At 65.9% G+C, this 25,552-nt stretch carries 25 protein-coding genes; 8 read left to right on the forward strand and 17 right to left on the reverse strand.

Annotated elements, in window-relative coordinates; translation table 11 throughout:
- Positions 1–195: 195 nt before the first annotated feature.
- The 7 genes from cckA to flgB form a co-directional block, all read right to left on the reverse strand.
- On the reverse strand, positions 196–2,766 hold the full coding sequence (gene cckA / locus BI327_RS05785; protein WP_076858755.1) for a cell cycle histidine kinase CckA: 2,571 nt from the start codon (positions 2,764–2,766) through the stop codon (positions 196–198).
- 141 nt (positions 2,767–2,907) lie between these two features.
- On the reverse strand, positions 2,908–3,981 hold the full coding sequence (flhB, locus tag BI327_RS05790; protein WP_076858756.1) for a flagellar biosynthesis protein FlhB: 1,074 nt from the start codon (positions 3,979–3,981) through the stop codon (positions 2,908–2,910).
- 10 nt (positions 3,982–3,991) lie between these two features.
- A complete protein-coding gene (gene fliR, locus BI327_RS05795; protein WP_076858757.1) occupies positions 3,992–4,762 on the reverse strand; it encodes a flagellar biosynthetic protein FliR in 771 nt (256 codons plus the stop codon).
- 18 nt (positions 4,763–4,780) lie between these two features.
- A complete protein-coding gene (gene fliQ, locus BI327_RS05800) occupies positions 4,781–5,044 on the reverse strand; it encodes a flagellar biosynthesis protein FliQ (protein ID WP_021077937.1) in 264 nt (87 codons plus the stop codon).
- Positions 5,045–5,167: 123 nt separating this feature from the next.
- The gene (gene fliE / locus BI327_RS05805) at positions 5,168–5,482 is read right to left on the reverse strand and encodes a flagellar hook-basal body complex protein FliE (RefSeq protein WP_076858758.1); all 315 of its coding nucleotides are present in this window, start codon (positions 5,480–5,482) and stop codon (positions 5,168–5,170) included.
- Between the two features lie 26 nt (positions 5,483–5,508).
- On the reverse strand, positions 5,509–5,934 hold the full coding sequence (gene flgC, locus BI327_RS05810; protein WP_076858759.1) for a flagellar basal body rod protein FlgC: 426 nt from the start codon (positions 5,932–5,934) through the stop codon (positions 5,509–5,511).
- 30 nt (positions 5,935–5,964) lie between these two features.
- Positions 5,965–6,375, reverse strand: a complete 411-nt coding sequence (gene flgB, locus BI327_RS05815; RefSeq protein ID WP_076858760.1) for a flagellar basal body rod protein FlgB — start codon at positions 6,373–6,375, stop codon at positions 5,965–5,967.
- Between the two features lie 359 nt (positions 6,376–6,734).
- On the opposite strand from flgB, the gene BI327_RS05820 reads away from it, so the two are divergent.
- The 4 genes from BI327_RS05820 to BI327_RS05835 all read left to right on the forward strand — a co-directional run bounded on the left by BI327_RS05820 (position 6,735) and on the right by BI327_RS05835 (position 10,598).
- Positions 6,735–7,679: a flagellar biosynthetic protein FliO gene (locus BI327_RS05820; RefSeq protein ID WP_076858761.1), complete on the forward strand. Its 945-nt coding sequence runs from the start codon at positions 6,735–6,737 to the stop codon at positions 7,677–7,679.
- Complete coding sequence (fliP, locus tag BI327_RS05825; protein WP_076858762.1) at positions 7,676–8,428, forward strand: flagellar type III secretion system pore protein FliP; 753 nt, start codon at positions 7,676–7,678, stop codon at positions 8,426–8,428. The genes BI327_RS05820 and fliP overlap by 4 nt, the downstream gene beginning before the upstream one ends.
- 85 nt (positions 8,429–8,513) lie before the next feature.
- Complete coding sequence (locus BI327_RS05830) at positions 8,514–9,392, forward strand: hypothetical protein (RefSeq protein WP_076858763.1); 879 nt, start codon at positions 8,514–8,516, stop codon at positions 9,390–9,392.
- Positions 9,393–9,446: 54 nt separating this feature from the next.
- Complete coding sequence (locus BI327_RS05835) at positions 9,447–10,598, forward strand: aminotransferase class V-fold PLP-dependent enzyme (protein WP_076858764.1); 1,152 nt, start codon at positions 9,447–9,449, stop codon at positions 10,596–10,598.
- On the opposite strand, the gene BI327_RS05840 is transcribed toward BI327_RS05835, so the two are convergent.
- From BI327_RS05840 to BI327_RS05860, 5 genes are all read right to left on the reverse strand, one after another.
- Positions 10,595–11,836 (reverse strand): YbfB/YjiJ family MFS transporter, encoded by a 1,242-nt coding sequence (locus BI327_RS05840; protein WP_245334719.1) that lies wholly within the window; start codon positions 11,834–11,836, stop codon positions 10,595–10,597. The genes BI327_RS05835 and BI327_RS05840 overlap by 4 nt on opposite strands.
- Positions 11,837–11,957: 121 nt before the next feature.
- Positions 11,958–12,200, reverse strand: a complete 243-nt coding sequence (locus tag BI327_RS05845) for a tautomerase family protein (protein ID WP_076858765.1) — start codon at positions 12,198–12,200, stop codon at positions 11,958–11,960.
- A 24-nt stretch (positions 12,201–12,224) separates the two neighbouring features.
- Positions 12,225–12,935 carry an SDR family NAD(P)-dependent oxidoreductase gene (locus BI327_RS05850; protein WP_076858766.1) on the reverse strand — a complete coding sequence of 237 codons (711 nt, stop codon included), beginning with the start codon at positions 12,933–12,935 and terminating at the stop codon, positions 12,225–12,227.
- A gap of 158 nt (positions 12,936–13,093) precedes the next feature.
- Positions 13,094–14,035, reverse strand: coding sequence for a LysR family transcriptional regulator (locus tag BI327_RS05855; RefSeq protein WP_076858767.1), 942 nt, complete (start codon positions 14,033–14,035; stop codon positions 13,094–13,096).
- 150 nt (positions 14,036–14,185) lie between these two features.
- Complete coding sequence (locus BI327_RS05860; RefSeq protein WP_076858768.1) at positions 14,186–14,422, reverse strand: hypothetical protein; 237 nt, start codon at positions 14,420–14,422, stop codon at positions 14,186–14,188.
- 268 nt (positions 14,423–14,690) lie between these two features.
- Here BI327_RS05860 and BI327_RS05865 point away from each other — a divergent pair, with 268 nt between their 5' ends.
- Positions 14,691–15,530, forward strand: coding sequence for a glyoxalase superfamily protein (locus tag BI327_RS05865; protein ID WP_076858769.1), 840 nt, complete (start codon positions 14,691–14,693; stop codon positions 15,528–15,530).
- Positions 15,531–15,545: 15 nt separating this feature from the next.
- On the opposite strand, the gene BI327_RS05870 is transcribed toward BI327_RS05865, so the two are convergent.
- The 5 genes from BI327_RS05870 to fliL form a co-directional block, all read right to left on the reverse strand.
- The gene (locus BI327_RS05870) at positions 15,546–19,340 is read right to left on the reverse strand and encodes a hypothetical protein (protein WP_076858770.1); all 3,795 of its coding nucleotides are present in this window, start codon (positions 19,338–19,340) and stop codon (positions 15,546–15,548) included.
- 207 nt (positions 19,341–19,547) lie between these two features.
- Positions 19,548–20,372: a MotE family protein gene (locus tag BI327_RS05875; RefSeq protein WP_076858771.1), complete on the reverse strand. Its 825-nt coding sequence runs from the start codon at positions 20,370–20,372 to the stop codon at positions 19,548–19,550.
- Entirely contained in the window at positions 20,369–20,839 is a 471-nt protein-coding gene (locus BI327_RS05880) for a DUF6468 domain-containing protein (protein WP_076858772.1), read from the reverse strand. Before BI327_RS05880 ends, BI327_RS05875 begins: the two co-directional genes overlap by 4 nt.
- Positions 20,836–22,035, reverse strand: coding sequence for a flagellar motor switch protein FliM (fliM, locus tag BI327_RS05885; protein WP_076858773.1), 1,200 nt, complete (start codon positions 22,033–22,035; stop codon positions 20,836–20,838). Before fliM ends, BI327_RS05880 begins: the two co-directional genes overlap by 4 nt.
- An 18-nt stretch (positions 22,036–22,053) precedes the next feature.
- Complete coding sequence (gene fliL, locus BI327_RS05890) at positions 22,054–22,542, reverse strand: flagellar basal body-associated protein FliL (RefSeq protein ID WP_076858774.1); 489 nt, start codon at positions 22,540–22,542, stop codon at positions 22,054–22,056.
- 382 nt (positions 22,543–22,924) lie between these two features.
- Between fliL and flgF the strand changes: the two genes are divergently transcribed.
- Genes flgF through flgA form a run of 3 tightly spaced genes read left to right on the forward strand, consistent with a single transcriptional unit; the run spans position 22,925 to position 25,552 of the window.
- Positions 22,925–23,689, forward strand: coding sequence for a flagellar basal-body rod protein FlgF (gene flgF, locus BI327_RS05895; protein WP_076858775.1), 765 nt, complete (start codon positions 22,925–22,927; stop codon positions 23,687–23,689).
- Between the two features lie 16 nt (positions 23,690–23,705).
- Positions 23,706–24,494, forward strand: a complete 789-nt coding sequence (gene flgG / locus BI327_RS05900) for a flagellar basal-body rod protein FlgG (protein ID WP_076858776.1) — start codon at positions 23,706–23,708, stop codon at positions 24,492–24,494.
- Between the two features lie 2 nt (positions 24,495–24,496).
- Positions 24,497–25,552 (forward strand): flagellar basal body P-ring formation chaperone FlgA, encoded by a 1,056-nt coding sequence (gene flgA / locus BI327_RS05905; protein WP_076858777.1) that lies wholly within the window; start codon positions 24,497–24,499, stop codon positions 25,550–25,552.

The raw sequence follows: 25,552 nt of genomic DNA on the forward strand, positions 1-25,552 counted from the left end.
TGGGCAGGGCCTGATAAAAGTGAAGCGGGAAACGGGAACCGCGGCTGCGGCCCTCGGTCGCGGTGATGTGACACTATGGTCCTTGTGGATGCGACGGCGCGTCCTACCGCGAGATGAGGCCCGGTTTCAACCGGAACAGCATCCGTCCGGAACCTCGCCAGCAAGGGCAAAACCGCGGGGAAACCCGCCGCGCGGCTAATTCGCCGTCATGGTTTCCTTCACCGCAGCCACCAGTTGCGTCAGCGTGAAAGGCTTCGGCAGGAATGCAAACTGCTGGTTCTCCGGCAGGCTCTTCTCGAACGCGTCCTCGGCATAACCGGAGACGAAGATGATCTTGAGCTCGGCATTGCGGCTGCGCATTTCCTTCAGCAGCGTCGGCCCGTCCATCTCCGGCATCACGACGTCGGAGACCACGAGATCGACGGCGCCGTTCTTCTCCTCGAACGCCTCCAGCGCCTCGACGCCATTGGCGGCCTCGATCACGCTGTAGCCGCGCGAACGCAGGCCGCGCGCATTGAGCGAGCGCAGACCGTCCTCGTCCTCGACCAGCAGGATGGTGCCCTGCCCGGTGAGATCCGGCTTCGGCTTGGCAGCTTCCGCCGCGGCCGCGGCGTCCTTTGCGGCGCCGTTGCCGGCCTGCGTTTCAGGCGCGATCTCCTGCTCCTGGCGATGCCGCGGCAGATAGATCCGGAACGTGGTGCCGCCGCCCGGCACGGAATCGACATAGACGAAGCCGCCGGTCTGCTTGACGATGCCGTAGACCGTGGACAGGCCGAGCCCGGTGCCCTTGCCGACCTCCTTGGTCGAGAAGAACGGCTCGAAGATCTTGTCGATGATCTCGTGCGGAATGCCGGTGCCGGTGTCCGAGATCTCGATCTTCACATAGTCGGCCGCCGGCATGCCCTTGTTGGCGAGCTGGGCGGCCTCCTCGGTCGGCACGTTGGCGGTGCGGATGATCAGCTTGCCGCCGTCGGGCATCGCATCGCGCGCGTTCACCGCGAGATTGACCACCACCTGCTCGAACTGCGAGACGTCGACCTTCACCGGCCACAGGTCGCGGCCATGCACGAGGTCGAGCTTGACCTTCTCGCCGATCAGCCGGCGCAGCAGCATGGTGAGATCGCTCAATGCGTCGCCGAGATCGAGCACCTGCGGCCGCAGCGTCTGGCGGCGCGAGAACGCCAGGAGCTGCCGCACCAGCGTCGCGGCGCGGGTGGCGTTCTGCTTGATCTGCATGATGTCCTGGAACGACGGGTCGGTCGGCTTGTGCGCGTTCAGCAGGAAGTCGTTCGCCATCATGATGGCCGACAGCACGTTGTTGAAGTCGTGCGCGATGCCGCCGGCGAGCTGGCCGACCATCTCCATCTTCTGCGACTGGTTGATCTGGTTTTCCAGCGCGCGACGCTCGGTGATCTCGAGCATGTAGACGATCGCGGTCTCGGCGTCGCGCTCGTCCTTCTCGATGGTCGTGACGAAGAACTGGGCAAAGCGCTCCTTGGGCCCGTCGAGCATCACCTCGACCGGCGCGATGTCGCCCTGCCCCTCGGCAGCCTGGTTGATCGCGGCGATCAGGAGGCCACGGTCGCGCGGATTGACCGCGCGGAAAATCGACTTGGCCGCGCCGCCGTCGCCGTTCAGCCCCTGCGCCAGCTTGGCGTAGCGCGCATTGGCGCCGACCACATTGCCGCCGCGGTCGACGGTCGCGATCGCCATCGGCGTATGGTCGAAGAAGCGCATGAAGCGCACCTCGGCGGCGCGCTCCGGATCGGAATGCTCGTCGCGGGCGCGGCTGATCACCAGCGTGCGCGAGGCGCCCGCCGCGCCGTCGGCGCCGAAGGCGAGCTTGTGATAGAGCCGCACCGGCACGGTCTTGCCGCCGCGCATGCGCAGGTCGATATCGAACACCTCGGTCTTGACCTCGCCGGGCACCGCCGCAATCGAGGTCAGGAGCGCCGCGCCGTCGCCCGAGACGATATCGGTCAGCTTCAGCCCGCCCGACCCGATCTCGGCCAGGTCATAGTCCAGCCAATTGGCCAGCGTGGCGTTGACATAGGCGATCTCGCCGGCCGGATTGACCGAGAAGAAGCCGCATGGCGCGTGATCGAGATATTCGATCGCGTGCCGCAGTTCCTGGAACACGTCTTCCTGGCGCTCACGGTCGCGGGTGATGTCGGCGATCGACCACACCGCATATCTGGCGTCGCGCTTGCCCTCGCCGAGCGGACGGACCCGCAGCCGCAGCCAACGGCCCTGCCCGGCTTCGCGCCCGGCGACGCGGACCTCCTCCTGCTGCCGCTTGCCCTCGCGCGCCGCCTTCAGGAGGCGGAACACCGCCTCAGACACGTCGGGGTTGCCGATGAAGACACGCTCGACGGGACGGACGTCCTGCGGGCCGGCCGCGCCGGTCAGCGTCAGATAGGCGGCATTGGAATAGACCACGTGGCCGCGGGAGTCGGTGACCACGAGCCCTTCCTGGGCCTGGTCGGCGATCCGTGCCATCACGGGATCGTCGGTGGCGCGGTCGGAGAAGCGGATGATGCCGGCGGCCAGCGCGAACAGGTTGAACAGGCCGACGGTGGCGAGCAGCGCCAGCACGGCGAGGATATAGGGCTGCGCCTGGGTGCGGCCGATGGTCATCAGCCAGACTGCCACAGCGACGATGCCGATGGCGATCAGGACCACCAGCAGGATGCTGCCGCTCCGCCGCGCTGGCCCGTGGGCCACGAACGGCTCGGTCACGGGAGGATCGTTGCTATCGGCGGTCATCTGGAGAGACATGGCTCGTCTGCATCACGAAGGCGACCGGCCGGCCACCTTGCTCCTGAGTGCCTGAATCGGACCCGAAAACGCAAGTCCATCAGGCGGCGATTTCGCAAGTTACGCGCATTTCAAGCGGTTTTCCGCCCCTTAGTGCCGCAGGCCGGACAGCCCGCGCCTCAGCCGCATCACGTAACCGATGATTTCGGCAACCGCATGATAGTGCTCGACCGGGATTTCCTTGTCGATGTCGACGGTCGCATAGAGCGCCCTGGCCAGTGGCACGTTCTCCACGATCGGAATGTCGTGCTCCTTGGCGATCTCCCTGATCCTGAAAGCGAGGACGTCGACGCCCTTGGCGACGCAGATCGGCGCCGACATGCTGCGGTCATAGGCCAGCGCGACCGAATAGTGGGTCGGGTTGGTGATGATCACCGAGGCCTTCGGAACCTGGGCCATCATGCGCTTCTTGGCGCGCTGCACCCGCAACTGCTTGATCCTGCCCTTGACGTGCGGGTCGCCTTCCGACTGCTTGAACTCCTCTTTCATCTCCTGCAGCGACATCTTGTGACGCTCGTACCAGGTACGGTACTGGAAGAAGTAATCGGCGATCGCAACCACGGCCAGGATCGCGACCACCGCCGCCAGCAGGTGCACCGTCATGCCGGTGATGGCGGGCAACAGCTCGGCCGGATCGACCCGCAGGAACGATTCCATCCGCATCCGGTCCGGCCACAGCACCATGACCATCACGGCGCCGAGCGCGATCAGCTTGAACAGGCCTTTCAGGAAGTTCGCCACCGCCTGCTTGCCGAACAGCCGCTTGAAGCCGGCCGCCGGCGAGATCTTAGAGAATTTCGGTTTCAGCTGCTCGCCCGACCACACCAGCTGATGCTGGATCATGTTGCCGGCAACCGCGGCCAGCGCCAGCATCAGGAACGGCACGCCGATCGCGGCGACCACGGCGTAGCCGAGCGTCTGGGTCAGTTGAAGCAGGCCGGCACCGTCGGTGCGGATCATCCATGAATTGGCGATCAAGTTGCGTAACGGCATCAAGATGCCGCTGCCGATCGAGCCTGAGAAGGTCGACAGCACCAGCGTGGCGCCGGCGATCACGAACCAGGTGTTGACCTCCTGGCTCTTGACGACGTCGCCTTTCTCAAGGGCTTCGTCGAGACGTTTTTGCGTAGGGTCTTCTGTTTTGTCTTCGGTATCGTCGGCCATAGGCTCTCCCCTAGTTCATCGGAGCGAGCTGGCGCATGACGCCGAGGAAGTAGTCGAGATAGGTGTTCATCATAGCGGCGAGCACGACGCCGAAGATCAGGAAGCCGATCATGATCGAGAGCGGCACGCCGACGAAGTAGACCTGCATCTGCGGCATCAGCCGCGCCAGCACGCCGAGCCCGATGTTGAAGACGAGGCCGAACACCAGGAACGGCGCCGACAATTGCAGGCCGATCTTGAAGGCCGCGGAGAAGGCTGAGGTCGCAAGGGCTGCGACGTCGCCGGTCGGCATGATCTCGCCCGGCGAGAAGATGCGGTAGCTCTCGCTCAGCGCCGCGATGACCAGATAGTGGCTGTCGGTGGCAAACAGCAGCGTCAGGCCGAGGATGGTGAGGAAGTTGCCGACGATCTGGCCCTGCTGGCCCTGGGTCGGATCGACGGCGGTGACGAAGCCGAGGCCGAGCTGCTGCGCGATCACGGAGCCCGCGACGTTGAGCGCCGACAGCGTCACCCGCGCGGTCGCGCCAAGCACGATGCCGATGATGAGCTCATGCACCATCAGGACGCCGAGCGAGGATATCGACGTCAGATCGACGTGATAGGCGTTGCGATGCAGGGGCAGGATGATCAGCGTCAGCAGCAGCGCGATCGACAGCTTGACGCGCGCCGGGATGTTGCTTTCGCCGAAACCGGGCAGCAGCATCACCATCGCGCCCACGCGCGCGAAGACCAGCACGAAGATTGCGGCCAGCGCCGGCAGCAGGGAGACATCGATGCGCATGACCGCGGCATTAGTGCATCAACCGCCGATGATTCGCGACGAAATCCGCATCATGTGGCTGCTGAGCGAATCTGCCATGAACGGCAGCGCCAGCAGCAATGTGACAAAGATCGCGAGGATCTTCGGCACGAAGACCAGCGTCTGTTCCTGGATCTGGGTCAGCGCCTGGAACAGCGACACCACGACGCCGACCACGAGGCCGACCACCATCAAGGGCGATGACACGATCACGATGGTCCAGATCGCATCGCGCGCCACGTCGAGAGTTTCAGGACCGGTCATTGTTGTTCTCGCTGTTGGTTGTCTTGCACTGTCGTTCCGGGGCGATGCAAAGCATCGAACCCGGAGCCTCGAGATCCCGGGTTCGATGCTACGCATCGCCCCGGGATGACGTCGCAAGCGACGTCAAATCGGCATCTTCATGATGTCTTCGTAGGCCTGGATCACGCGGTCGCGGACTGAGACCAGCGTCGAGACCGCAACGTCGGTGTCGGCGACCGCCGTCACCACGTCCATCACGTTCGCCTTGCCCGAGGCCATCGCCATGGTCTGCGCATCGGACTTCTTGCCGGCTTCCAGCACGCTGCCGACGGAGTCCTTGAGCAGCGCGCTGAAGGACGGACCGGTGACGGCCTGCGCGCCGGCCTTCTCGGCGCCGCCGCGCTCCATCATCTTTGCGAGGCTGGCGTAGGCGTTGGCGGCAACTGTCGGTGTAGCCATGAGTTACGTTCCCTGTTCTTGTTGCGTCAGGACTTGAGGATGTCGAGCGTGCGCTGGATCATCCGCCGCGTCGCGCTGATGATGTTGAGGTTCGCCTCGTAGGAGCGCTGGGCGTCGCGCATATCGGTCATTTCGACCATCGAATTGACGTTCGGATATTTGACGTTGCCGGAGGCGTCGGCCGCCGGATTGCCCGGCTCGTGCTTGACGCGGAATGACGACTGGTCGGGGCGGATCCGGCCGAGCGTCACGACCTGGGCGTCGAGCGTGCGATCGAGCGCTGACGAAAAGGTCGGCACCTTGCGGCGGTAGGGATCGCCGCCCGCGGTCTGCGCTGTCGAATCAGCGTTGGCGATATTTTCCGAGATCACCCGCATCCGTCCCGCCTGGGCGCGCAGGCCCGAGGTCGCGATGCTCATCGAGCGGGCGAAATCGCTTGTTCCATCTGCCATGGGATCCTCCTGCCGCCGCCGTTAGGTGGCCTAGCCCTTGCCGATCGCGGTTTTCAGCAGATGCAGGCTCTTGCTGTAGAGCGAGGTGACCGCCGCGAAGTCCATCTGGTTGGCCGACACCTTCATCATCTGCTCCTCGAGATTGACCGCGTTGCCGGCCGGCCGGGTCTGGAACCCGCTCTTGCCGCGGTCATTGTCGAATGTGTCTGCCGCGCCGGAGGCCGCCATGTGGGTGGCGCTGGTCTGCATCATCGGCAGCGTCCCCATGCCGCCGCCCACCGTCGTGCCAGCCCGGTCGAACTTCGGCTCGACCAGGTCGTGCGGCCGGAAGTTCGGCGTATCGGAATTGGAAATGTTCTCGGCGAGCACCCGCTGGCGCTCCTGATGCCACTGCATCTTGGTGCGCAACGCCGACAGGATCGGGAGATCGTTCATGGCCATCGCCGCGGCTCCGTTAACCTCTGGGCTCTTCCGAGGTAGGCAGAATTTGCCCGGTGTATGGTTAACGGATGGTTAAAATGCCGGACGGATCCGTGGAGAACGCCGCAACTGCGGCCTGCGAGCGCATTTTCGCCACGAATGCTGCGTTAACCAGCACAAACCAAGACAGCGTGGGGCGCTGAGAAGTCGTTTTGGGACAAGCGATTCTTGGTTTATTAATAGAACACTCGGCTGCAAGCCGCTGGGAATTAAGAAATAAGGCGAATCTCGGGCGCGATTCGCTGCGCAAACCGCACCTATCAATCCGCGCTCGTTGATGGCGGAAGCTGAGGAAGGCCAAGATGGCCGGGGACTCCAATATGCAGGTCATTACATTCGTCTTGGCGTTCGTCGTCGTGCTGGCGCTGATCGGCGTCACCGCATGGCTCGTTCGCCGCTTCGCCGGAAACCGGCTCGGGGCCAACGCCAACCGCGGACGCATGCCGCGTCTGGCGGTGATCGATGCGGCCGCCGTCGACGGCCGCCGCCGCCTGGTGCTGGTCCGCCGAGACAACATCGAGCATCTCCTGATGATCGGCGGCCCCACCGACATCGTCGTCGAGCCGAACATCGTCCGCGCCATGCCCGGCCGCGATCAGATGTCGACCCGTCCCGCGGTCGCCCCCGAGGCTGCGCTGCCGCGCGCCGCGCCGCTCCCGGATACGGCCTGGAACGAGAGCGAAGCCGCCCGCGCCGAGAATTTCGACCTTCCCGAGCCGGAGCTGCCGCCGCGCCCGGCGCGCCCCTCCTTCGCCGACGAACTGCGCCGGCCCCCGCCGCCGCTCGCCGAGCGTCGTAGCGATCCGCTCACGGGCTTCACGCCCGAGCGCGGCGAGCCGCGGCCCGATCCGATGCCGCCGCGTCTGCCGCCGCGCTCCGAGCCCGTCGTCCCGCGTCCGCCGCGCGCTGCCGAGCCGCCGAAAGCGCCGCCGCCGCTGCGCGCGCCCGAGCGCGCCGTGACACCGCCGCCTCCGCCTCCCCCTGCGCCGCCGCCGGTCGCAACGCAGGCACCTCCGGCCGCGCCGCCGCCGGCCTCGAACGCCGATGCCAATCTCGCCGAGATGGCGCAGCGGCTCGAGGCGGCACTGCGCCGTCCGACCGGCCCCGGTGAGACCGTCGCGCCGCCGGTTGCCCCCGAGGCACCACCGGTTCGTGCACCGCGCAGCGAGCAGCCCACCCCGCCCGCCGGCGGACAGAAGACCGGTTTCGAGAATCTCGAGGACGAGATGGCCTCGCTGCTCGGCCGACCGAAGAACCCTTCGTGAGGTTCTGGGCAGTCCCGCGTAGAGTTTTTTTCATCGCTGTCCTGATCGCCGCCGGATCCTTCGCCGATCCGGCGATGGCGCAGGACATCTCCATCAATCTCGGCGGCGGCAATGGCGGCGTGACCGAGCGCGCGATCCAGCTGATCGCGCTGCTCACGGTGTTGTCGATCGCGCCGTCGATCCTGGTCATGATGACGTCGTTCACGCGCATCGTGGTCGTGCTGTCGCTGCTGCGCACCGCGCTCGGCACCGCGACCGCGCCGCCGAACTCGGTGATGATCGCGCTGGCGATGTTCCTCACCGCCTTCGTGATGGGGCCGGTGCTGCAGAAATCCTATGACGACGGCATCAAGCCCTTGGTCGCCAACCAGATCGGCGTCGAGGAGGCGTTGCAGCGCGCCTCGGTGCCGCTGCGCGGCTTCATGCAGAAGAACGTCCGCGAGAAGGACCTGAAGCTGTTCATGGACCTCTCGGGCGAGCCGCCGCCGGCGACGCCGGAGGAGATGTCGCTGCGCATCCTGGTGCCGGCCTTCATGATCTCGGAATTGAAGCGCGCCTTCGAGATCGGCTTCCTGTTATTCCTGCCGTTCCTGATCATCGACCTCGTGGTCGCCTCGGTCCTGATGTCGATGGGCATGATGATGCTGCCGCCGGTCGTGGTCTCGCTGCCGTTCAAGCTGATCTTCTTCGTCCTGGTCGACGGCTGGGCGCTGGTCGCCGGCAGCCTGGTGCAGAGTTACGGAGGGTAGCCCCGCGAAACATTCATGGCCCGTCAGCTGGATCGGCCGTGCCGTTGCACTATCATGCGCGGCACCGCATCCAGGGAGCCGTGCCGTGCAGCAGCCATTCGACCGCGCCGCAGAAGATCTCGGCAACGCCATCCATCTCGAACATGTCAATGTGCAGGTGCCGGACCAGCGCCTCGCCACGCTGTTCTACGTCGCGGGCATCGGGCTGACCCGCGATCCCTATCTGATGGTCTCGGACAGCAACATGTGGGTGAATGCCGGCCGTAGCCAGTTTCATCTGCCGAGCGGCAGACCACAGGTGCTGCGCGGCCATACCGGCATCGTGATCGCCGGACGGCAGGCCCTGCTCGCGCGGCTCGCCGCGGTTGCGCCCAAGCTCGAGGGCACCGCGTTCGGCTATCGCGAGCACAATGATCACGTCGAGGCGATTTGCCCGTGGGGCAATCGGCTGCGCTGCTACGAGCCGGACGCCGAGCGGTTCGGGCGCATCGCGCTCGGCATGCCCTATGTCGAATTCGCCGTACCGCGTGGCACCGCCGAGGCGATCAGCCGGTTCTATCCGGAGATCATGGGCATTCCCGCGAGCGTCGACGGCGGTGTCGCGCGCGCAAAGGTCGGCAAGGATCAGTATCTGCAATTCCGCGAGACAGATCAGGCGCAGGGCGAGTTCGACGGCCATCACGTCCAGATCTACATCACGGACTTCTCGGGCCCCTACAGGCGGCTGCGCGAGCGCAATCTGGTCTCGCGCGAGGACAATCAGTACCAGTACCGCTTCTGCGACATCGTCGATCCCGCCAATGGCCGGCATCTGTTCACCGTCGAGCACGAGGTGCGCAGCGCCACTCATCCGATGTATCTGCGGCCCCTGGCCAACCGCAATCCTGACCAGACCAACCGCATCTTCGCCAACGGCTACGATCAGGCACCATGGGCGATGGGGCCAGACCAGTATGACGGCTAAGCGCTCACACTTCCGCATCGCGCCATCATCCGCAAATTCCAGCAACGAGACGACATGCTTCCCTCCCAGCGCCATCTGTTCGAGATCCCCCGCGAGGTCTGCTATCTGAATTCGGCCTCCTACAGCCCGCTGCCACTCAAGACGCTCGACGCCGGCCGCATGGCGGTCGCGCGCAAGGGCCAGCCCTGGACCATCGATGCCGGTTTCGCCGGCCGCCAGCATGAGCGCGCCCGCACCGCGGCCGCTCGCCTGATCAATGCCGATGCAAACGACGTCGCGCTGATCCCGGCAATCAGCTACGGCGTCGCGACAATCGCGAAAGCGCTGACCATTCCGCGCGGCACCCGTGTCGTCGTGCTGGAGAACGATCACTCCTCGCCGGTGCTGGAATGGCATGCCCGCGCCGAGGCGCAGGGTTTTGTCGTCGACACCGTGCGCCAGCCCGCCGATGGCGACTGGACGTCCGCGGTGCTCGCAACCATCGAGCGGGCGGGCGCGCCGCCGGTCGCCCTCGCCTCGATCTCCTCGGTGCACTGGTCAGACGGCGGCATGATCGACGTCGACAGGGTGCAGGCCGTGCTGCGCCAACAGGGCGCGATGTTCGTCATCGACGCGACCCAGAGCGCCGGTGTCGTGGCGATGGACGTGACAAAGCTCGATCCGGATGCCGTGATCTTTCCGACCTACAAATGGCTGATCGGCCCCTACGGCCGCGCCTTCCTCTACGTTGCAAAACGCCACCAGAACGGCGTGCCGCTGGAGCAGACCTCGGCCGGCCGCCGCAATGTGAACTCCGAGAACCCGGTCTATTTCGGCGACCTCGCCTATGTCGACAACGCGCGCCGCTACGACATGGGCGAGCGCGATCATTTCATTACACTGGAGATGGCATCGATCGGCATGGAGATGATGGCGGAATGGGGCGCCGCTGCCGTCAGCGCGCGGCTCGCGATGCTCAACGCGCGGATCGCCGACGGCGTGCACGACCTCGGATTCGACGTGCTGGCCTCGAGCGTGCGCGCGCCGCACATCCTGAGCCTCGGCATGGCCGGCGGCATCCCGAAGGAACTGATCGCACAGCTTGCCGCCGAGAACATCCACGTGGCGCTGCGGCTCGGCCGGATGCGGATCTCGCCGCACGTCTTCAACGACGAGGCCGATGTCGACCGCCTCGTCGCTGTGTTGACGAAAACGCCGCGCGGTTAGCTCCGTTTGCGCCCGAGTGCCACGACGCTGAACAGCTCGATCGCAAGTGCGACGGCGACTCCGGCCGCGCCGATCACGAACAGCAGCGCATAGTTGCCGCCGCTCTGCGCGAACAGCCAGGACAGGCCGTAGGCGCCCGCCGCCTGGAACAGCGCGAAGGTCGTGGTCGCCTGCGCCCAGGCCGAGCGCTGGCTCGCCGCCGAATGCGGGATCAGCTCGTGGATGCGGCCGATCACCAGCGGCACGATGCCGGGCGTGAAGCCGCCGACAATCAGGCTCGACACGATCAGCGCAACGGGCGTGGTCGTCACGGCGGGCAGCGCGACCGCAACCGCCTCGATCAGGAACGCCACGCGAAGCGCCGCGGCGAAGCCGGCGCGGTCGGCGAGATGTCCCGACAACAGCGGGCCGACCACGGCGCCGATGCCGTACAGCACCCAGTAATAGGAGCCCGCCGCGATCCCCTGCCCCAAGCCGCGGGCGACGAAATCGACCAGGAACACCATGTGCGGCACCAGCGCCAGCGCGTTGAGGCCATATTCCACGCACAGCGCGATCACCAGCGGCGAGCGCACCCCGTGCGACGCGTTGCGCTGCTCGGCCGCATTATGTGCAGCAGGTGCGTCCGCCGGCCACGCCTTCCAGCTGATCAAGGTCAGCACCGCCGACAGCACGCCAAGGCCATACCAGGCCTGCTTGACGCCCTGTTGCAGCAGCAGCGGCACCAGCGTGCCGGATGCTGCTACGCCGAGGCCAACGCCGGCGAAGATCACGCCGCCGATCAAACCGCGCTTGTGTGGGGCCGTGTGCGGCAGGATCGCGGTCGCCGCCAGCACCATGATCACGCCGCCACTGATGCCGGCGAGGAAGCGGAAGCCGAAGAACCAGATGAAGGAGATCGGCACCGCGCAGGCAAAGCAGGTGATCGCGGCCAACGCCATCATGCCGCGCAGCGCCCATACCGAGCCGATCCGCGCGCCGAGGTCGCGGGCGATCAGCGCGCCGGCGAGATATCCGGCGAGGTTGGCCGCACCGAGATAAACCGCTTCCGCCGGCGTGAACCAGTTTGCGGCGATCAACGCCGGGATCAGCGGCGTATAGGCAAAGCGCGCCAGACCGAGCCCGACCAGCGAGGCACACAAGCCCGCCGTCGCGGAAATCCACGGCGGCTTGCCCGCATCGCGATGCGGCCCGGCGTGATGGCGCCGGTCATGATCGACATTGGCTGACATGGACATGGCGTAGGCCCTCCGGCCGTTCGTGAAAAATGATTAGTTGCGATCGCAGCAATCGCTCCTAGCGATCACGGCTCACCTCTCCCGATCGGGAGAGGTGCAGGGTTCGGTCTGGCGAAAGCCATCAGCGGGAAGAAGCCGCCGTAGCGAGCTTCTTGCGATATTCGAGCGCGGGCAGTCCGCCCCAGCCCCAATTGTCGGTGTCGACTTCCTCGATGACGACGAAGGTCGATTCCAAGGGCTTGCCGAGCACGTCGCGCAGCAGCTCGCTGGCGCCCTTGATCAGCGCTGCCTTCTGTTCCGGTGTGGTGGACGACGCCCCCGGCGCCGTCCCCTCACGCGTGACCTGGATGGTGACGATAGGCATGACACACTCCGGATCATGCTGGCTTCAGTGACCGGCGCTCTGGCCGCCGTCGACGTGCAGGATCTCGCCGGTGACGAAGCCCGCACCTTCGAGGAACAGCACGGCGTCGGCGATGTCCTTCATCTCGCCCATCCGGCCGACCGGATGCAGCTTGGCGAGGTAGTCGTGCGTCTCGGGCGCGTGCATCGGGGTCTTGATCACGCCCGGCGCCACCGCGTTAACGCGGATGCCCTTGGCGGCGTACTCGATCGCGAGCGACTTGGTCGCGGCGGCGAGACCGCCCTTGGTCAGCGAGGCCAGCACCGAGGGAACGTTGCTGTTGGCGTGATCGACGAGGCTGGTCGTGATCTGCACGATGTGCCCGGATCCCTGCTTCACCATCTCCTTGGCGACGCGGCGGGTGATGTAGAAGAAGCCGTTGAGATTGGTCGCCAGCACTGCGGCATAGTCCTGGTCCGTATGGTCGGTGAACGGCTTGGCGACGAAGATGCCGGCATTGTTGACCAGCGTGTCGATGCGGCCGAAGCGCCCAAGCGCCTGCTTGACGATACGCTCGGCAACCTCGGGATCGCCGATGTCGCCCGGCACCGCCAGAACATCCGGGTCCGACGACGGCTTGATGTTGCGGGAGTTGGCGACGACGCGCCAGTTGCGGTCGCGATAACCCTTCAGGATCGCCTCGCCGAGGCCCTGCGACGCACCGGTGATGATGGCAACCTTCTGCTCTGCACCCATGATTTCTCTCCATCCGTTGCTGAAGCGACCCAGCGCCGCTTCGATGGAGACGAACCTAGATACATCCGCATTCCGCGCGAATGCCCGCTATTCGGCAGACACTCTTCCGCGGCGCGAACGACTGAGCAGCATCGGGAAATCAGCGAACCGGTTTGGCTTCATCGCGGTTTGGCTCCGGCCTTGCTGGCCTCGCGCGACAACCGCTCGAAATAGCGCTTCAGCCGCGGCGCCGCGAAGTCGACGAAGGCGCGCACCTTCGGAACGTCGAAGCGGCCCTGCGGCGCCAAGAGATGCACCGGTAGCGGTGGATGCTCGTCCTTGGCCAGCAATATCCGCAGCCGCCCGTCGCGGATTTCCTCGGCGATGTGATACGAGAACAGCCGCGTGATGCCGTGGCCTTCGCTGGCCGAGGCAACCGCCGCCCGCACCGTGTTGACCACCAGCCGCGGCGTGAACTGGACCGCGCGCGCGACCTTCGACCTCGCAGCCGGCGGAAAGCTCCAGGAGTCGAGCCCGAAATGCGTCATCGCGATGATCTGGTGCTTCGCCAGATCGACCGGCTCGCCGATCACGGGATGCCCCGCGAGATAGCCGGGCGACGCCGCGACCACGCGGCGCACCTCGCCGAGCTTGATCGCGATGAAATTGGAATCGGCGAGATGGGCGATGCGCAGCGCAACGTCGATGCCCTCGTCGATCAGATTGACGGTGCGATCGAGCATCACGAGCCGCACCGTCACCGCCGGATAGTCCGTCATGAAGGCGTCGAGCACCGGCCGCAGCACATCCTCACCCACGACGATGGGCGCGGTGATGGTCAGCGTGCCGCGCGGCGCGGCTCGCTCGCCGCCGGCCGAGATGTCGGCCTCCTCGAGCTCGCTCAGGATGCGGCGGCATGCCGCGGCGTAACGCTGGCCGGCATCGCTCAGCTTCAGCGATCGCGTGGTGCGATGAAGCAGCTCGGCGCCGACGTGATGCTCAAGGAATGCGATCGCCCGGCTGACCGCCGCCGGCGAGCGCCGCAGTTTCCGTCCCGCGCCGGCAAGGCTGCCCTCGTCGACCGCCGCGACGAACACCTTCATGGCGTCGATGCGATCCATCGATCCCCCCGCTTCGCAGCCGCTGCTAAAGCACGATGAGATTGAGTTGAATTGTCATCGCGCTTTAGCTCATTGTTTGAGCATGATCTCCGCGCAAACGCCTCGCGTTTGTCGCGCCGGAAAACCGCTTCGCACTTTTCCGGATCATGCTTACTCCTTCACGTCATACTGCTTGCTGAGATGATCGCCGATCTGCACCAGCATCGCGACGCATTCGGGATAGCCGGGCCTTGCCGCCGTCGCCTCGTTGGCGCTGGCGCGGAATTCCCAGCTGTCGCCGTCGCGCAGCACGGAGATGTCCATGCCGTCGGGGCAGTCGGCATGCACCTTCAACTCCGCGCGCGCCATCGCGACGAGTTCGGCTTCGGTCTTGATCGGCTTGCTCATGTAACGACGTCCTCCCGGCTGGCGACATCAGCCATGGTTGCCGATTTGATGGGCGTCTGTCGAGAGGACGCTCACGATCACGCGCTCTTGCAATTGACAAATCGGACGGCCCCGGCGAACATTTGGCCGGGTCGATACCACCTGCCGCTTGCACCCCGCCCGGGGACGGTGAATGTATCAAGCCGATTTCAGGCTTCCTTTGCCCGCACGAACGGGTCAGCAATGCAAGCCCCTGACGCTTTCCGTTCGTCGATGCAAAGGTTGATCCATGCGCGACTTTCGTGATGCCAAGGCCATGGCGCAGACGCTGCGCGAAGCCCTCGGTGCCAAATCGATCCCCCTCACCCACAGCGACAGCCTGGAGCTGATCGCCAAACTGTTCGGCCAGCGTGACTGGAACACGCTGGCGGCGCGAATCCAGGCGGCCGGCGGAGTGCCCGACGTGCCGCCCTCCGCTCCGCAATCACCGCCGGATGCCGTGCGGCACGAGATCGCGGTCGCGACGGCGGTGCTCGACGGCTATGCCGGATTCTATCAGCTCAGCGAGCAGTCCATCTTTACGGTCACCCGCGAGGAGCAGCACCTGGTGATGCAGCTGACCGGACAGCCCTCCGTTCCGTTCTTTGCCGAAGGCCAAACCGAATTCTTCGCCAGGCTCGTCGACGCACAGGTCAGCTTCGTCGCCGGACCGGACGGACGGGCAACGTCGCTGCTCTTGCATCAAAACGGCAGGGACATGCGGATGATGCGGGTCGATGCCGCAAAGGCAAAGGAAGTAGCCGATCGAATTGCCGAGAGGATGAAGAGCCAAACCGCGACGCCGGGAACCGAAGCTGCGCTCCGCCATCTTATCGCAGGAATCGTATCGGGACATCCGAACTACGACGCTATGAGCCCAGGGCTCGCCGCCGCAACGCGTGAGCAACTGCCCAGCCTGCAACTCAGCCTGGGCGATCTCGGCGCGATCGAGTCCACTCGCTTCCTCGGTGTCGGTGCTCAGGGCGAGGACGTCTACAGCGTGAGGCACGAGAACGGAGCATCGCATTGGCGCATTGCGCTCGATACGAAGGGAATCGTTTCGACCGCGTGGGTATCGCCCGGGCCGTAGGCCCTGCGCGGCTAGCTAGGGCGTCGCGCTGGCGCGGCGCTCACCCTTGATGGCCGGCAGCGCGCTCACCGGTGCGACCTTCGGCTTGTCGGGCACCGATCCGGTCGAGACCGGATCGGGCAGCGGTGCACGCGCGGTGGCGTCGGGGAAGCGGGTCTTCATCTCGCGGATGAAGCCGTCGAGCGTGTCGACGCTGGCGGCCATCCGCGCGATCTGGGCGAATTCCGCACTCGAGGTCGCGACCGGCTTGCTCGCGGCGTCGAATGCCAGCTTGTCGGCATCGCCGGACATCAGCGGCGCGTATTTCTCGCGGAACCGGGACAGCCCGATGGCGTCCTCGGCGAGCGCGTAGCCGACCACGGCGCGGATGACGTCGGCCTTCTCGCTCGGATTGAGCGGGGTGAAGTCGCGCCAGCGGTCGCCGTAATAGAGCTCGATCTGTTCGGAGGCTTCGCGCCAGTGCCGCGACGCCCAGTAGATGTCCGAACGCAGCCGGATCGCCTCGCGGCCGGTGATGTTCGAGATGATGTCGAGCGCGAGGTCGTGGCGGCCGACGTCGCTCTGCGCGCGCGCCTCGAGCAGCAGCCGCTGCTGGCGCAATTCGCCGGAGAGGTCGGCGATCCGGGTCGAGCGCAGCGCACCGATGGCGCGGTCGGGCTTGCGGTTCATCAGATAGACCATCGCAAGCCGCGCGGCGACCTGGGCGCGCGCCGCGCCTTCGAGCCGCTTGTCGACCTGGTATTGCAGCAGGTCGGCGGCCTGATCGAGCAGATCGACGCCGACGAGGCGGTCGGCGAGCCGGCGGATCATCTCGTCGCCGCGGCGGCCGATCGGCGTCAGCTCGCGATATTCGTAGAAGGTGCCGAGCGCATCGATCGGCGCCATCTCGTCGCCCTTGGGGCCGAGATAGAGCTGCACGAACAGCGCCGAGGCGGCATCCTGCGCCTGGCGCGATTCCGGCGCGTTCGGCTGCAGCCGGGTCGCGGCACGCGTCACCGCGAAGGCGTCGGCATAGCGCGCGGTCTCGGCGTAGATCTTCGACAGCATGTAGAGCGTCTTCAGCTCGATGTTGTCGCCGCGCCACAGCATCGACAGCAGCTCGAGCTCCTTCAGTACGTCGTCGCGGCCGATCTCGCCGCGCTTCTGCTTCAGCAGCGTCTCCAGCAGCTTGCCTTCGGCAGCGGCCTGGCGGTCGGCCGAATTGGCGGCGAAGCGGTAGGCGTCAAGCGCGTCCTTTTCCTGGCCGAGCGCTTCGGCGAGCCGGCCGCGCAGCACCGCAATCGCGGGCTTGAGCGTATCGGGAACGCCGACCACATCGAGATCGCTCTTGCGCCGCGCGGCGCCGGCATAGTCCTTGACCTCGAGCGAGGCCTTCATCGAATCCATGGTGACGATGCGCTGCAGGTCGGGCGGCAGCGTCGCGACCGCGAATTCGGCGTTCTTGAATTTCTCGCGCGCCTCTGCCCATTTGCCTTCGCGGGCGAAGGCGAGCCCCTTCCACAATTGGGAATCGTAGCCGTTGCCGATCACGGAATTGGCGAGATCCTTCAGACCCTGCGCCGGGTGGCCGATCAGGATGCTGGCGACCGCGTGCACCATCACCACCGACGCCGTCTCGCTGCCGCGCTTGCTCTCGGACAGGATCAGATTGGCGACGCCATGGGCTTCCTGGTACATGCCGCGCGCCATGTAGAAATCGGCGAGATCGAGCCGCGCCTGCGGCAGCTGCTCGGCATTGGCCGTCGACGCCGCGCCAATCAGGCCGTCGAGCTGTTTCAGGAAGTTTTCCGACTGGTTCTTGCGCCACTCGTCCGGATCGAACAGCGGCTTCACCGCCGCAGTCGCGCGCTCGGCGGCGACGTCGGCCGACGACAGCGTCAGGCCGCCGGGCCGACCCAGCATCACCTTGTCGGCGCCGACCTCCGCCTTGACGTCGTCGGCGTTCGGATGAACCACGACGCCGTGGATCGATTCCAATAGCGAGAGCTCGACGAAATCCTGCCGCTTGATGATGCCGCGGGTCGGCGGCGGCGCGGTCACGATCCAGAGCGTATCGCCGGCGTCGGGATCGACCAGTTTGTGCAGCTGGCCGGGATTGGCGAGCGGCACGCTGACATTGGCGAGCGAGGGCTCGCTGATATTGCGCACCACCGACAACGGCAGCGGCGGCTTCTGCACCCGGTCGGCAAAGGTCAGCGTCCAGCTCACGCCGCGCGAGCGGTCGTCGCTTTCGAGCGACGGCATCTGCGGCCGGTTGAGGCGGAAGCGCACCGCCTGGCCCTTCTCCAGCGCGATCCGGCTGACGTCTGAGATCAGCGAGCCGCCCTTGGCGCGGATCGGATCGACGTCGATCGCCTCAGGCGTGTCGAACACCAGCCACACCGTGTCGGCACGGCGGAACAGCGCCGCCGGCGTCGCAGCGGGGAACGAGAACGTCACACGCAGCCCGTCGCTGTCGCGCTGGGCGTCGACCGCAGACTTGGCGCTAGCGCGGGCCTCGGCAGGCGCAGATGGTGCCGCAGCGGGCTTCGGTGCTTCCACCGCCGGCGCGGCCGCGACGGCGGGCACAGGCTTCGGCGTCTCGCTGACGGGCGCCTTGCCTTGCTCCGCCGCAGAAGGGGCGCTGCCCTCGCGCGTTGCAGCGGGTGCAGCGGCGCTCTCGACGTCGGCTGCCGGTGCAGCCGCGATCTTCGGCAGCTCTGAATTGGGCAGCTCTGATCTCGGCTGCTCCGTTTTCGCGGGCATGGTGACCGGTTGTTCGCCCGTGCCCTGCTCGGATTTGGCCGGCTCGGATTGCGGCGGCTCGGACTTGGCAGGCTCGGACTTGGTTTGTTCGGGCTTGATCTCGATCTTGGCCTGTTGCGCGATGCTTTCCGATGTCACCGGCGCGATCGCGGCGGCGCCCTTCTTGCCGCGCGGCGTCGGCAGCAGCGAGCTCGGCGAGGGTTTGGCGGCCTGCTGCTGCTCGTTCTGCTGGAAGGCGACATCGACGATGTAGTTCTTCTCGTCGCGGAACGAATGCACGTCGACATCGCCAATCAAGGTCACGTCGACCGCTGACGTATCCGTGTCGGCGCGCGCACTGATCGACGCGACGTTCGGCGGCGCGGCGACCTTGGCATCGGCGAGGTCAAAGCTCAGGACCGAGTTGAAGGACAGCGTCAGCTTCTGCTCGTTCAGCACCGAGGAGACGCTGACCCCGTCGGGGACCTCGAACACGAACCGGACAAAGGTGGGCTGCACCAGCGCACGAACGCGGATCGGCGGTTTCTTCTTGGCGGCATCGGCGGCGCGCTGGATACGCAGCAGACGCTCGGCGGCGCGGGCGCGTTCCGCCAGTTCGCGGATCACCTCCTGCGGCAGCGACGGCGGCGGGCCGGTCCAGCCGTCGGGCAGGAAGTCAACGAAGATGCGCTCGCCGGCAGTCATGGTGTTGATGGTGACACGGCGCGCCAGTGACAGGCGGATCGCCGAACCATCCGGATCGCGGCGCGCGGCGCCGACATAATCTGGCACCGCATCCGACAATTTCTCGACGGGAATATCGACCGGACGCTTGAAGCGGATCACGATGATCGAGCCGGCGGTCATCACCTCCGACTCGACCTCCTCCTTCGTTTTCAGCACCAGTCTTGCGTAGCCGTTCGCGGCCGAGAACGTCGCCTCACCCGGCACCGCCTCTTCGGCACGCGCCGCGGTCGAACAGCCGAGCGCCGTGAGAACAAGGCCGGTGGCGAGCAGGCACAGGCGCGCGGTCCGCGCCCAGGCGCGGCCTAGCGACCATGTTCCAGCGGCAGCCGTTCGCGCCATCTCGAAACGTCTTCTCGGGACCTCAGCCACACCAGCGCGAAGCGCCCTCGCCCACGCATCCTGATCTTGGATCGAGCGGCGTTAAGGAGCTGTTAACGTCAACGGATTGCGAACACGGAGGCTACGTCATGTTGTGTGGGTCCGTCATTCCGGGGCGCGCCTCCTGGCGCGAGCCCGCAATGACGATCGTGAAGGGCCAACGGCCCCTCAATTCGTCTTCGGCGCGAGCATCTTGCCTTCGATCTTGGGGAGATCGTCTGATGATGCCGACTTGTCGCCGCTGGCTCTGCGGGCGAGCTCGACCGTGAGCCGTTCGGCGGCCTCGGGCTGCATCAGGCCGAGGATGTCGGACATCTTGCGCGGCTGGATCTGCGAGGCGATCTGGTAGAGCACGCCCATCTCGAGGCGATCGAACACCTTGGCGGCGTCCTTCGGCTTCATGTTCTCGTACATGGTGACGATGCCCTTGAAGCGGGCGGCCTCGGCTTCCGCCTTGGCCGCGGCGTCGGCATTCGCCTTGGCATCATTGGCCTTGGCTTCCTCGACCTTGGCCTCGATGCGCTTCTCGGCGGCCTTCAACAGGCTCTCGCGGATCTCGACCTCGCGCGCGCGTGTCTCGAGCTCCTGGCGGCGCGACTGCAACCGCTCCAGGATCGCGCGCTCCGAGGCTGACACCGGCGCGGGCGCATCCAGATTGACCACGACGCCGTCGGGCTTCGACGGCTCGGCGGCCGGTGCGGCCGGCTTCGGCGCCTCGTCCTTCTTGTCGTCCTTCCTGGCTTCCTTGTGCTCGACCGATCCCGTGATGTCGCCGGGATCGGCCTTGATCTTGCTGTCGGCCACCGGCTTGCCGCCGCCGGGGAAGTTGAAATTCTGCTGCGCCCAGGACGGACCGGCCGGACCGGCCGGCGGCGTATCGTCGGCGAACACGTAACCGCCATCGAGCACGAGGCCCGCGACCTTCAGCACCATCAGGCCGAAGATCGCGACCAGCACCACAGGCATCACTCTGATGTCACGAAGCAACTTCATGCAGCGAGGCCGCCGGCCCTCCTGCGCTCGGTGAAGGCTTCAGCCGCCGCGGCAACCGCGCGCGCGGCCGAAACCCTGGGTGCCGGCGCAGCAGCAGCGGGCGCTGCCGCCTGTGCCGGTGCGTGCGCGGGCTCCGGCGGCCGTGCGGCCAGCGCGATCTTGGACAGGCGGCGCACCACGTGATCGCCTTCGGCGAGCTGGTTCTTCAGCTGCGCCGACATCTGCGTCGCCGCGTCGAGCTGGTTGCCGAGGTTCTCGTTGACGTCACGCACCGCGTGCTTCAACCCGCCGATCGCCCGCTCGGCGATCTCGGTCGCGGTGATCAATTCGGCGATCGTCGCCTTCAGCGAATGCTCGTCCGCCTTCAGCCGCTGCAGCCGCTTGTTGAGCAGCCAGCAATAGCCGATCGTCAGCATCAGCAGCACGGCCACCAGACTCTCGATTGCTAGTCCAAGCACATGACTCATGGTGCCTCCATCATTTTGGTCCGCTCGTCCGCCTTCTCGAACATCGCGAAGGTGGTTTGGGGTTTACGCAAGTTCTTGGTGACGCGGATCGCGACGCGGTCGCCGACGCGGCCCATGCGGCCTTCCGTCAGGGTGACGTTGCCGCAACGCACCGAGACCAGCGCGTCGGAGCGGATGTCCAGCGGCAGCGTGTCGCCGACCTTGAGCTTCATCAGCTCCTTCAGCGGGATGTCGGCCTCGTACAGCACCGCATCGACCGAGATCTCGGCCTGCGCCACCTCGGTCGCGAAATGGCCTTCCCAGATCGGGTCGCGGCCGAATTTTTCGCCCATGAACATCTGCAACAGCACGTTGCGGATCGGTTCGATGGTGGCGTAGGGCAGCAGCAATTCGACATTGCCGCCGCGGTCTTCCATGTCGATGCGCAGCCGCACCAGGATCGCGGCGTTGGCCGGGCGAGAGATCGCGGCAAAGCGCGGATTGGTCTCGAGCCGGTCGATCGTGAAGGTTACCGGCGACAGCGGCCGGAACGCTTGCTCGGCATCCGACAGCACCACTTCGACCAGCCGCTTCACGAGGTTGGTCTCGATCGTGGTGTAGGGCCGGCCCTCGATCTTGAGCTGGGTCTGGCCACGGCGGCCGCCGAGCAGCACGTCGATCATCGAATAGATCAGGTTGGAGTCGACCATGGCGAGGCCGAAATTCTCCCACTCCTCCGCCTTGAACACCGAGAGCACCGCCGGCAGCGGGATCGAGTTCATGTAGTCGCCGAAGCGCACCGAGGTGATGCGGTCGAGCGAGACTTCGACGTTGTCGGAGGTGAAATTGCGCAGCGATGTCGTCATCAACCGCACCAGGCGGTCGAACACGATCTCGAGCATCGGCAGACGCTCGTAGGACACCATCGCCGAATCGATGATGGCGCGGATGCCGGAATGATCGTCGAGGCTGACGTCGCCGACCGTGAAGCCGAGGAGATTGTCGATCTCCTCCTGCGACAGCACGCGCTCGCCATTGGTCTTGCCGCCGAAGTCGCGGCTGCCGTCCTCGACCATGGCGGCCCATTGCAGCGCCATGTTCTCGGTGAGTTCGTTCTTGGCAGCTTCCGCCGCGGCGGCCGCGGGATCCTCGGAATCGAGCGAGGCTTCCCATTGGGCCGCAATGGCGTCCTGGTCCATCTGGTCGTTGCCGGCCATGGCTTTACATCCACCCCGTCACTGGATCACGACTTCCTTGAACAGCACCGCGTTCACCTGGTTGGGCGCCAGCGCGAGGTTGACGCGCTTGGTCAGTTCCTCCTTGAGGCGGAACAGGCCGGCCGAGCCGTTGAGATCGCTCGGGCGCAGTTCGCGCATATAGGTCTGGAACAGGTCGGTGACGCGCGGCAGCGAAGGCTTGATCGCCTCGGCCTGCTTCTCTTCCTTGACCTCGAGCACGAGCTTCAGCTTGAGATATTGCACCCGCTCGCCGGGCGCCCCGACCAGGTTGACCAGCATGTCGGGGATGTCGACGAAGCTCGGCGGCTTCAGCGGCGGCGCTTCGGCGTGCTGCTCCTCGCCGTGGCCGCGCATGAAGAAGAACCAGCCGCCCGCGCCCGCGCCGAGCACGACGAGGAAGCCGACGACGGCAATGATCAGCTTGAGCTTGCCCTTCTTCGGAGCGGCCGCGCCCTCGCCGCTTTCCGTCTTTTCCTCGTCCGCCATCGTCCGCTCGCTTCAACCTGAAGGATGCGAACGCGATTTGCCCCAGCTTTGGCTTGAAGACGCGATACAAAGGCCGCCGGCGCACACGCGCCCCAATGCCGGCAACACTGGGGTCATAATGGTTAACGGAAGCTTAGGATTTACCTTCGACTAGGAAAAAACTGCCGGGCAAACATGGTCAACAAGACCTTTCTGCCGCCCCGCGACGCCCCTGGATAAACACCTAAGCCATTCAAATATCTGAATATTCAAAGTTGGCACGGCTTTCGCTGAGAGGGTGGCGTGACCCGAGGGTTTGGGAGAACCCAATGGTTACCGACGGTCCGGCGTGAAGGTTTGGGAGAACCTCTGCTTCGGATCACCTCACAGGGGAGAACCACCGATGCAGAATACGCTTCTGGTCGGACTATCGAAGCAGATGGTGCTGGAACGGCAGATGGATGTCGTTTCCAACAACATCGCGAACATGAACACCAACGGCTACAAGGCCGACCGGTCGCTGTTTGAGGAATATCTGTCCTCGAACGCGCATGAGGACAATTTCGCGGCTCGCGACCGCCGCGTCTCGTTCGTGCAGGACCGTGCGACCTTCCACGACTTCTCGCAGGGTCCGACCGAAGAGACCAAGAACCCGCTCGACGTCGCGATCGACGGCAACGCCTTCCTGGTGGTGCAGACGCCCGGCGGCGAGCGCTACACCCGCGAAGGCAATCTGGCGATCAACAATCGCGGCCAGTTGGTCACCGCATCGGGCTACCAGGTGCTCGGCACCTCCGGCCCGATCACGTTCCAGCAGACCGACCACGACGTCAACATCGCGCCCGACGGCAACATCTCGGTGCTCGAGGGCACGTCCCGCCTCGACTCGATCCGCGGCAAGCTGCGCCTGGTCTCGTTCGCGCAGGCCCAGCGCCTGCTCAAGGAAGGCTCCAACCTCTACGCGCCCGGCGAGGGCGCGCAGGCGCTGCCGGACACCAAGGCCCAGATCCGCCAGGGCTTCATCGAGAAGTCGAACGTCAATTCCGTCGTCGAGATGAGCCGCATGATCGAGATCACGCGGACCTACACCCAAATCGCCTCGCTGCTGCAGCAGCAGAGCGACCTGCACAAATCGGCGATCGAGAAGCTCGCCGACGTGCCGAACTGATCCGGGGGACTGACCGATGCGCGCACTTTATACAGCTGCGACCGGAATGGCGGCACAGGAACTCTCCGTTCAGGTGATCTCCAACAACATCGCGAACCTGCGCACCACCGGCTACAAGAAGCAACGCGCCGCGTTCCAGGACCTGATCTACGACCACGTGCGCCGCGTCGGCGCGCAGGCTTCCGACCAGAACACCATAATGCCGATGGGCATCGACCTCGGCGGCGGCGTCAAGACCGTCGGCACACCGCGGATGATGACCCAGGGCACGCTGTCGCCGACCGGCAACGATCTCGACATCGCGATCCGCGGCGAAGGCTTCTTCAAGATCCTGATGCCGGACGGCACCTTTACCTACACCCGCGACGGCTCGTTCCAGATGGACAACCAGGGCCGCATCGTCAATGCGCAGGGCAACCTGTTGCAGCCGACGATCACGATCCCGCAGAACGCCTCCGGTCTCACCATCAATGCGCAGGGCCAGGTCTCGGTGACGCTGCCGGGCCAAACCGCATCGACCAATATCGGCACGATCGGCCTGACCCGCTTCATCAACAAGGCCGGCCTGATGCCGATCGGCGACAACCTGTTCCAGGAAACCCCGGCCTCCGGCCAGCCCCAGGACGGCACCGCCAACACCGACGGCTATGGCGACATGCAGCAGAGCAACCTCGAACAGGCCAACGTCGAGGTGGTCTCGGAAATCTCCGACCTGATCGCGGCGCAACGCGCCTACGAGATGAACTCGAAGGTGGTTTCCGCCGCCGACCAGATGATGCAGTCGACCTCCAACCTGTTCCGCTGAGGATGATGTCGATGATCGCCCGCTCACTCCTGATCGCAGCCGCACTTCTTGCAGCCTCGATGAGTTCGGCTGCCGCGCAAAGCCGCAGCGAGACCATCGCGGTGCCGACGCTGCGCGCCAGCATCACGGTCGCGGACGACATCGTGCGGGTCGGCGATCTCATCGACAATGCCGGCAGCGCCGGCAGCATCGCGGTCTACCGCGCGCCCGACCTCGGCACCACGGGCACGCTGCCGGTGGCGCAGGTGCTGAACGTGCTGCGCTCGCACCAAGTGATCGGCGTCGACACCCGCGAGCTGAAGGAGATCACGGTGACGCGGCTCGCGCGCACCATCGACAGCAAGGAGATCGAGCAGCAGGTGTCGCGCGCGCTGGAAGGCCGCCACGGCCTCGGCAGGGCCGGCAACATCGCGCTGACCTTCGACCGCGATCCCGGCGACATCCGCCTCGAGGCCACCAATACCGGTGCGATGCAGCCGCTCGCCGTTCGCTACGACCCGCGCTCGACGCGCTTCGACGTCACTTTCGAGATCAGCAACGACGCAGGCACCGCGCCCTACAAGCTGCGCCTCACCGGCACCGCGATCGAGACCATCGAGGCCGCCGTGCTGACGCGCAATGTCGAGCGCGGCGACGTGCTGAAGGCCTCCGACGTGGTGATCGAGCGCCGTCCGAAGGCCGAAATCGGCAACGACGCGGCGGTGCGCGACAGCTCGATCGGCATGCAGGTGCGCCGCCAGCTCCGCGCCGGCCAGGCGCTGCGCGTCGCCGACATGACGAAGCCCGATCTCGTCACCCGCGACCAGAACGTCACGCTGATCTACCGCACCGCCGGCATCTATCTCACCATCCGCGGCAAGGCGATGGATGGCGGCGCCGAGGGCGACGTCGTCAGCGTGATGAATCTGCAATCCAAGCGCGCCGTGTCCGGCGTCGTCACCGGCCGCGGCGAAGTCTCGATCTCGGTCGCGACCCCGCTCACCGCCCCTAGCGCCGACGCCTCCGAGTCAAATTCCGCTCCCGTCAAGCTGAGTTCAGTCGCACCAAACGCCGAGTAA

Source organism: Bradyrhizobium mercantei (genome assembly GCF_001982635.1).
In the GTDB taxonomy this organism is placed as follows: Bacteria; Pseudomonadota; Alphaproteobacteria; order Rhizobiales; family Xanthobacteraceae; genus Bradyrhizobium; species Bradyrhizobium mercantei.